Below are 8,975 nucleotides of genomic sequence, written 5' to 3' on the forward strand. Positions count from 1 at the left end.
TATTTACCGTGATTCATATTGGTAATATTGATTTACGAAAATAATAATCATTTCAAATCGTCACGCTCAAAAATGATTCTTAAAATACAGATTTACAATAATTTCAAAGAACTTTTTTTATTTTTTAGTGGACACTAGTGATATTTTATATTAAAATTTTTCACCACATTTTAATCATGAGGCTTGAAAATAATATTTGTTCAAAGTACATTTTCAAATGATTTTGCCTATTATGTTAATTTTTGTGCTAAATTTGATTAATATAATTCAAATTATTATGAAAAAAAGCTACTACTTTATCATGTTGGTTTTAATATTTTCTTCAAATTTATATTCTCAAAAAGTATTGTCATTCAATAATTCAAGCAATTCTAAAATAAATCTATCTAAGAATTTTAAAAACTATAAAATTTTAAAATTAGATAACGAAATGCAGAAGATTTCAAACGGAGAATCTATTACAATTAATTACCTCAAAAATTATTCATTTGCTTTAAAAGAAAATAAAATTATTTCTGATAATTATATTTTGAGTTTAAAAACTGAAAATGGTTTGGAAAGAAAGTCTATTCAAGATATTAATTTTGATGGAAAGTATTATACAAATCAAGATTTTTCAAAAGATAATCAATTTGTTTTTTCTACTTTCGAAAATACAATTTCAATTTATATTAAAAACTCAAATTCAGAATTTTATATAGAATCGCTTTCTAGATTCGATAAAAAGGCAAAATCAGATGAGTATGTATTTTACAATGCTAAAGATATTATTTCTGAAAATTTAGACTGTGGAAATCCTAATATAGATTCAAATAAAATTCAAAATTCTGATATTTCAAATAAAAATAATTTGATTGGTGGTTGCAAAACTGTAGAATTGGCTATTTCAATGGATTATAATTTTTATAACACCTATAATTCAGTAAATGCATCTATTGATAGAACTTTGCAACTTTTAAATTTAACGCAAGCCAATTTTACAATTGCCAACGGTTTGTCTGATAATGTTCAATTTTTGGTCACAGAACATTATATTGTGACTTGCCCAGCCATGTGTAATTATTGGTTGCCAACACTTGAAATTTATGATAATTATAATGCCTTTAGTTCAAATGCGTCCAAAATATTTGTAAACTCGTATGATATAAAAGTTCATTTCCAACCGCAAGGTGGTACTGGTTCTATTATAGGTTTGGGTTCTTATGTAATGTGTGGAACATCTGGGACTGCAGTTGTAAAAAACTATGCAAATGATACAAATTTAACGCGATGCATACTTTCTCATGAATTGGGTCATAATTTTGGTTGTGTTCACAATACAGATATTATGGCAGCAATAATTAGTTTAAGCAACAATTGGTCTGGAACTTCTATAACATCAATTAACAATTCTTTGAATACATTGAGTTGCATATCCAATTGTAGTGCAACTATTTGCGACAATAAGAAAGTTGTTGATGCAAATGTTGTAGTCGACAATACAAATAATAAAATAAATGTATCATGGCTCGCAGAAATTGGAATTGATTTCAAAGTTCGATTGTACAACAATTCCAACAACACTTGGTCTGGATATACTACGTTTTCTTATCCAGCAAATTCTACTTTTTATAATTTTACACCAGTTTACTGTATGGATAATTATAGAGTGGAAATAACACCATTTTGTGGAACTATAAAAGGAATTTCGGAACAAATTGCTGTACAAACTAGTAAAACTGTGGCTGCGCCTACCTTAAGTTTTAATTACCTTCCTACCACTGCTTTTTGTGGATCTAGAACTCAAACTTTTAGTGTAACTGCGATTGATGGTGGAACTTCACCAGTTTATGAATGGAAGTTGAATGGCAGTGTTGTAGGTACAAATTTACCCAATTATTCTTCAAATACCTTTTTAAATAACGATGTTTTGAGCTGTAAACTTACAAGTAATGCTTCTTGTGTAGCAACTCCAAATGCAACTGTATCTACTATTTTAAATGTAATAACACCTACGGTTTTATCAAATTCCATCAGTGTGACACAATCTATAATTTGCGCAGGAACTTCGGTTACTTTTACTGCAACAGGAACAAATGTTGTTGGCGCAAATCCTTACTATGCTTGGTATTTGAATGGTCAACCGTACAATGGAGGAACTGGCGGTCCTGGAGGTCAAGGTGGAGGCGGTCCTGTTTTAACTTTAATTCCAGCTGCAGATGGCGATGTTTTTACTTGTGTTTTGTATGATTCGCAAGGCTGTCATTTTCCAACTTCTGGTGGATTGGGAGGAAGTGAAGGAGCAACTAGTAATTCAATTGCCATTACTATTCAAAATCCGTGTACACTTGCTAATTCAGAATTTGATTTTTCTAATGTTTCCTATTATCCGAATCCTGTAACAAAGGAATTAAATATAGTTCAAAAAGAACAAATTTCAGAAGTAAGTTTTTATTCTGTTTTGGGTCAAAAAGTACTTATTAAACAAATAAATTCTAACAAAGCATTAATTGATGTTAGCAGTTTATCGAGTGGCACTTATTTTATTAAAATTGATTCGGAAGGAACCAATAGAAACATTAAAATTATAAAAGAATAAAATTATATATTTAACCCGTTGGGTGTAATTATTTTTTACAGCTAAATTATTACGATTTTGTCACACTGAGCTTGTCGAAGTGTCTTTTAATTGGGTCTTCGACAAGCTCAGACTGACATTTTCGTTTTAATAGATTTTATATTCAATTAAAAATCATTTTTTTAGTTAATTTAAGTAATTGCACCCAACGGGTTATATATTTAAATCAATTCGAACATTATAATTATTTAAATTCGAGATTGCATCTTTGGATTTATAATCGAAAATTTCTTCGTGAACTTGTTTTTCTTTTCGAATTGCAATCATTTTGATACAATTGTAAAAACGTCGAATGTCTACGTGAGTAGATAGAATAAGTCCAGGAACTGAAACATTTATTCCATCTGTATTTTTAGAAACCATAGTGAAATAGCTCGAGTTGCAGTGTTTGACAACTCCAGTTTGGATGTTTTCTGCTTCAACCCGAATGCCAACTATCATGGAACTTTTGCCTACATAATTGATGCAAGCTTTCATGGTGACTAATTCTCCAACTTCTATTGGATTTAAAAAATCGACCGTATCTACAGAAGCCGTGACACAATAATTTCCTGAAAATTTTGAAGCGCAGGCAAAAGCAATTTGATCGAGTAATGATAAAATATAGCCTCCATGAATTTTTCCTGAAAAATTGCTATGTGATGGCAACATTAATTCTGAAATCGTTACTTTTGATGCTTTTACAGTTTTAAAAATTGTATCCATTTATTTTACTTTAAATGGAGAATCTTCTTTGACTACTTCTGTTACAAAATATTTTGTATCGCCCCACCAAGCGAATGTTGAATATTTTTCTACGTAAGTCACTTTTACATATTCGCCTTGCAAATCTTTCATTTGTTGGATTACTTTTTCTTCGCTATCCAAAACAGAAAATTTAAAAATTTGAGCCCCAGCAATACCTTGACTTAGCTCGCCTTCCCAAGTTTTAAAAATCATTCCTTTATTACTTATTTTAATCAATTCTCCAGATCGATAACCTTCGCTAAAAGAGGCGTAGTACATAATGGCAAAGTATCCAGAGATGCCAAGAATGATAGTGGCAATAAGAATGAGAATTATTTTTTTCATGAGTTTTTAATTTAAAAGATTATTATCGTTATTTTCGGCTCTATTAATTATACTGTCTGGCAAAGATTTTTTGGCTTTTGCGCCCATTTTTTTTAATTTTTCAACGCTGGTAATTAGATTGCCTTTTCCTTCCACCAGTTTATTCATGGCACCAGAATATTCTACTTTCGATTCATCAATTTTTTTTCCAATTCGAATTAAATCAGCTACAAAACCTTCAAATTTATCATACAGCGCTCCCGCTTGACGCGCAATTTCCAAGGCATTTTCTTGCTGTTTCTGGTTTGCCCACATACTGTCAATAGTGCGTAATGTGGCAAGCAAAGTTGATGGTGTTACTATAATAATATTCCTTTCAAATGCTTTATTATACAATGTGGTTTCTTCATTCAAAGCCAATGCAAATGCAGGTTCTATGGGAATAAAAAGCAATACAAAATCAGGACTTTCAATATTGTATAAATCTTGATAATTTTTATCGCCTAGTTGTTCAACATGTCTTTTAATCGCGTTTACATGTTCTTTTAAATAAATTGGTTTTAGGGCATCATCTTCTTCATTAATGTAGCGTTCGTAAGCGGTTAAGGTTACTTTTGAATCTACAATCATTTTTTTTCCATCTGGCAAATTGATAACTACATCTGGAAAAACACGATTTCCATCTTGAGTTGTGAAACTTTGTTGGACTTCATATTCACGTCCTTTTTCCAAACCTGACTTTTCTAAAACTCGTTCTAAAACCAGTTCGCCCCAATTGCCTTGCATTTTGCTATCGCCTTTTAATGCTTTGGTCAAATTTAAAGTTTCTTTACTCATTTGCGCATTCATCTCGCTCAAGCCTAATATTTGCTGACGTAAAGCCGCATGATAATCGATGCTTTCTTTGTGTGTATCTTCCACTTTTTTTTCAAAAAGATGAATTTTATCTTGCAAAGGAGACAAGATATTTTTCATGTTTTCCTTGTTTTGTTCTGTAAATTTATTGGTTTTTTCTTCTAGAATTTTGTTAGCTAAATTTTCAAACTCTTTTGTAAATTTTTCTTGCAATTGTTCAACTTGCTCCTTTTGTTCTTTGTTTTTCTCCCAAAGATTCTCAAAATCGGCTTCTTTTTTAGTAAGTTGAATATTTACAGATTCTTTATCGTTTCGAAATTGTTCTTTATCTGAGTTTGATAGTTGCAATTGTGTTGTTAGAAATGTTTTATCTACATTATTTTGCAAAATTAAATTTTTTACATTTTCCTCCAATACTAATTTCTCAGCCTTGGATTTTGCCGAAAAAATAATCTTCCCAAGATATATTCCAATGGATAAAGCAATAATAAAAATGAATAAAAATAGGAATATATCTGACATAGAATTACTTTTTGTAAGTTTGTAAATTTAAACAAAAGTTTTTGAGTTTTAGTTTCAATATTTAACTTAATTTTTACAAATGGATAATAAATCAGATAAAGCCAAATTAATTTTATCAGCCATAATTTCTACATTAGGCTGGTTTGCTGTTTTTTTACAACTTTATTTGATTATTGAAAACAGAGTAGCTTCGGTTCCTGAAACAATCGTTCGTTTTTTTAGTTTTTTTACTATACTAACCAATATTTTAGTAGCTTTTTGTTTTACTATTCTTTGGATAAAACCAAAAAATAAATTGGAATTATTTTTTTTAAGCAACAAGACTTTAACAGCCATTACATTATATATTTTAATAGTTGGAATTGTGTACAATTTGATTTTGCGGTTTTTATGGGCTCCAACTAGTTGGCAAAAAATTGATGATGAGATATTGCATTTAATAATTCCTATTTTGGTTTTAATTTATTGGTTTAAAAGTGTTGATAAGAAAAATTTAGAATATAAAAATATTTTGCCATGGCTTATTTATCCTTCATTATACCTTGTATACACATTAATTCGCGGGCATTTTTTTAATTTTTATCCTTATCCTTTTGTGGATGCGATTCAATTAGGATATAAAGCAGTTTTTACAAATAGTTTTTTTATGGTTTTGGCTTTTCTAATTGTTGGGATTTTATTAATTGGAATTTCAAAGATTTTAAATAAAGGAAAATTATAAAATGCCCAATCAACGTCATTTTTTATTGCATAAACCTCACGGATATTTATCACAGTTTGTTTACGAATTAAAACGAAAAAAGAAATTGCTTGGAGAATTGTACCCATTTCCCGATGGAACAATGGCTATTGGTAGGCTAGATGAAGATTCTGAAGGTTTACTTTTATTGACCACCGATGGTAAAATGAGTGAATTGGTAAGAAGTAAAAAAGTAGAAAAAGAATATTTTGTTCAAGTAGATGGCATAATTAATCAAGAAGCCATTGAGAAAATAAAATTGGGTGTAGAGATTGGTTTCGATGGCTCGAAATACATTACAAAACCTTGTCAATCTTATATTATTGATGAAATTCCTGATTTTGGATTAAGAGCAAAAAAAATTAGAGATGAACGCCATGGACCAACCTCTTGGGCTTCAATAACTGTAACTGAAGGAAAGTTTCGTCAAGTTAGAAAAATGACCGCTGCTGTTGGATTTCCAACATTGAGATTGATTCGTGTGCGAGTTGGAAATATACTTTTGAATGATTTGAAAGCAGGTGAGGTTGAAGAAGTTTCAACTTTCCAATTAACCAAATAACCAAATTCGCAATTATGCTTAACATAGTTTTAATAGAACCCGAAATACCCAATAATACTGGGAATATTGGTCGTTTGTGTGTAGGAACAGGCAATAAACTTCATCTGATTCATCCGTTTGGGTTTCAAATTACTGACAAAAATTTGAAACGTTCAGGATTAGATTATTGGGTGCATTTGGATGTGAAAGAATACCAAAATATTCCAGAATGGATAACGCAAATTCCTGATAAATCTCGGGTTTTTTTATTTAGTTCACATGCCAAAATATCCTATTATGAGGCCGAATTTCAAGAAGGTGATTGGCTAGTTTTTGGTAAAGAAAGTGTGGGCTTGAGCCAAGAAGTTCTCGACTTATTCCAAAACCATTTGACAATTCCCATGTCTGGATTGATAAGAAGTTACAATATTGCCAATTCTGTAGCTTTTGTAGTTGGTGAAGCCAGAAGACAAATTCTTCTAAATCCCTAAATAATTATTGGGTGTAATTTGCAATAATTCTGTTTTTATTTCATTGGAAACATCCAAGGTTTTTATAAAATTATGAATAGCACTTTTGTCAATTGCAATATTGGTTCTTGTCAATTCTTTCAAGGCTTCATAAGGATTTGGATAACTTTCTCTTCTTAAAATAGTTTGAATGGCTTCTGCAACCACTGCCCAATTTTTATCTAAATCTTCAGCAAATTTAGATTCGTTTACTATCAATTTGTTTAAACCTTTCAAAGTAGCTTCAAAAGCAATTAATGTGTGACCCATAGGAACACCAATATTTCTTAAAACTGTACTATCGGTCAAATCACGTTGCAATCTTGACAACGGCAATTTTGCAGATAAATGTTCAAAAATAGCATTGGCAATACCCAAATTTCCTTCAGAGTTTTCAAAATCAATCGGATTTACTTTGTGCGGCATAGCAGATGATCCAATTTCACCAACTTTTATTTTTTGTTTGAAATATTCCATCGAAACATAAGTCCAAATATCTCTGTCCAAATCTATTATAATGGTATTTATTCTTTTTAATGCATCAAAAAAAGCTGCAAAATGGTCATAATGTTCAATTTGTGTGGTAGGGAAGGAATGATGCAAACCCAAAGTTTCTTCAACAAAAGTATTTCCAAATTTTCTCCAATCAATTTGTGGATAAGCCACATGATGTGCATTATAATTTCCTGTAGCGCCACCAAATTTTGCTGCAAAAGGTATGTTGAATAACAATCGCATTTGTTCTTCCAATCGTTCTACAAAAACACCAATTTCTTTACCCAAACGAGTAGGAGAAGCTGGCTGTCCGTGGGTTCTTGCCAACATTGGAATATTTTGCCATTCAATACTTAAATCTTTTAATTTGGAGATTAATTCAACCAAAGATTTTAAATATACTTTCTCAAACGCCTCTTTGGTAGAAAGTGGAATGGCTGTATTGTTAATATCTTGGGAAGTCAATCCGAAGTGAATAAATTCTTTATATTCCGAAAGTTCCAATTTTTCGAACGCCTTTTTTATAAAATATTCTACCGCTTTCACATCGTGATTGGTAGTTTTTTCGGTTTCTTTAATCCAAACCGCGTCATCAGTCGAGAAATTTTTATAAATATTTCGTAAACTTTCAAATATATTAGAATTTACTGTGGAAAGTTGCGGTAATGGAATTTCGCAAAGTGAAATAAAATATTCAATTTCAACTAAAACTCTATATTTGATGAGTGCTTCTTCAGAAAAATAAGTAGATAGCGATTTGGTTTTACTTCTATATCGACCGTCAATTGGAGAAACTGCGTTTAATTCTGTTAGTTGCATTTTTGGAAAATTGTTTTTTGAAATGCAAAGATAATTAGATTTCAGATATTAGATTTCAGATTTCAGATTTTATTGAGATTAATTTCTACAATTGCCATTTTATCGCATTTTCTCCAACTCTTTTTGCAATGTTTTCATTCCTTTTGATGCAACGGCTTCAATAATTTTTAAAGGATTTGGCAAATCATATACGGTGGCTGGTTTTGGATCAATATAATAAACTGGAATGTTTTCACTGGCGAAATTCATCAAACTTGCAGCTGGATATACTTGTAGAGAAGTTCCAATTATGATAAGAATATCTGCTTTCTCAACTATTGAAACTGCTGCTTCAATGGCTGGAACATCTTCGCCAAACCATACAATATGTGGTCGGAGTTGGTGTCCGTTTGCATCAAAATCCGATACATTTAAATCTTCTGTCCAATCTAAAATATGATTTTTATTGGCTGTGCTTCTTACTTTTACAAGTTCTCCATGCAAATGCAACACTTTTGTGCTTCCTGCTTTTTCGTGCAAATTGTCAACATTTTGGGTGATGATATGAATGTCGAAATCATTCTCTAATTCGGCCAATATGATATGTGCTAAATTTGGTTTTACAGTTTTTAATTCTTGACGTCTTTTATTGTAAAAGTCAAGCACCAATTCTGGGTTTTTTTGCCAACCTTCGGGTGTGGCTACATCCATGACATTATGACCTTCCCATAATCCATCGCTATCACGAAAGGTTTTGATACCGCTTTCGGCACTAACTCCTGCACCTGTAAGAACTACTATTTTCTTTTTCATATTTATCATTTTAAATCTTCATGATCTATTTAATTG

9 protein-coding genes are annotated in these 8,975 nt (G+C 30.9%); 4 read left to right on the plus strand and 5 right to left on the minus strand.

The genetic code is table 11. The annotated features are described in order from the left end of the window. Positions 1-277 precede the first annotated feature (277 nt). Positions 278-2,578 (plus strand): zinc-dependent metalloprotease, encoded by a 2,301-nt coding sequence (locus RMN92_RS12955; RefSeq protein WP_309609858.1) that lies wholly within the window; start codon positions 278-280, stop codon positions 2,576-2,578. 192 nt (positions 2,579-2,770) lie between these two features. On the opposite strand, the gene RMN92_RS12960 is transcribed toward RMN92_RS12955, so the two are convergent. Genes RMN92_RS12960 through RMN92_RS12970 form a run of 3 tightly spaced genes read right to left on the minus strand, consistent with a single transcriptional unit; the run spans position 2,771 to position 5,044 of the window. After that, on the minus strand, positions 2,771-3,322 hold the full coding sequence (locus tag RMN92_RS12960) for an acyl-CoA thioesterase (protein ID WP_309609859.1): 552 nt from the start codon (positions 3,320-3,322) through the stop codon (positions 2,771-2,773). Beyond that, positions 3,323-3,688 carry a 6-phosphogluconate dehydrogenase gene (locus RMN92_RS12965; protein ID WP_309609860.1) on the minus strand — a complete coding sequence of 122 codons (366 nt, stop codon included), beginning with the start codon at positions 3,686-3,688 and terminating at the stop codon, positions 3,323-3,325. A gap of 6 nt (positions 3,689-3,694) precedes the next feature. Continuing rightward, complete coding sequence (locus RMN92_RS12970; RefSeq protein ID WP_309609861.1) at positions 3,695-5,044, minus strand: DNA recombination protein RmuC; 1,350 nt, start codon at positions 5,042-5,044, stop codon at positions 3,695-3,697. A 79-nt stretch (positions 5,045-5,123) separates the two neighbouring features. Here RMN92_RS12970 and RMN92_RS12975 point away from each other — a divergent pair, with 79 nt between their 5' ends. Genes RMN92_RS12975 through RMN92_RS12985 form a run of 3 tightly spaced genes read left to right on the plus strand, consistent with a single transcriptional unit; the run spans position 5,124 to position 6,815 of the window. Further along, entirely contained in the window at positions 5,124-5,765 is a 642-nt protein-coding gene (locus RMN92_RS12975) for a Pr6Pr family membrane protein (protein ID WP_309609862.1), read from the plus strand. Between the two features lies 1 nt (position 5,766). Beyond that, positions 5,767-6,345 (plus strand): pseudouridine synthase, encoded by a 579-nt coding sequence (locus RMN92_RS12980; RefSeq protein WP_309609863.1) that lies wholly within the window; start codon positions 5,767-5,769, stop codon positions 6,343-6,345. A gap of 14 nt (positions 6,346-6,359) precedes the next feature. Next, positions 6,360-6,815: a tRNA (cytidine(34)-2'-O)-methyltransferase gene (locus RMN92_RS12985; RefSeq protein ID WP_309609864.1), complete on the plus strand. Its 456-nt coding sequence runs from the start codon at positions 6,360-6,362 to the stop codon at positions 6,813-6,815. On the opposite strand, the gene purB is transcribed toward RMN92_RS12985, so the two are convergent. Together purB and RMN92_RS12995 are read right to left on the minus strand one after the other, a co-directional pair. Then, complete coding sequence (purB, locus tag RMN92_RS12990; protein ID WP_309609865.1) at positions 6,804-8,147, minus strand: adenylosuccinate lyase; 1,344 nt, start codon at positions 8,145-8,147, stop codon at positions 6,804-6,806. The genes RMN92_RS12985 and purB overlap by 12 nt on opposite strands. A 99-nt stretch (positions 8,148-8,246) precedes the next feature. Continuing rightward, complete coding sequence (locus tag RMN92_RS12995) at positions 8,247-8,939, minus strand: NAD-dependent deacylase (protein WP_309609866.1); 693 nt, start codon at positions 8,937-8,939, stop codon at positions 8,247-8,249. Between the last annotated feature and the right edge of the window lie 36 nt (positions 8,940-8,975).

The sequence above is a fragment of the Flavobacterium sp. genome, assembly GCF_031363805.1.
In the GTDB taxonomy this organism is placed as follows: domain Bacteria; phylum Bacteroidota; class Bacteroidia; order Flavobacteriales; family Flavobacteriaceae; genus Flavobacterium.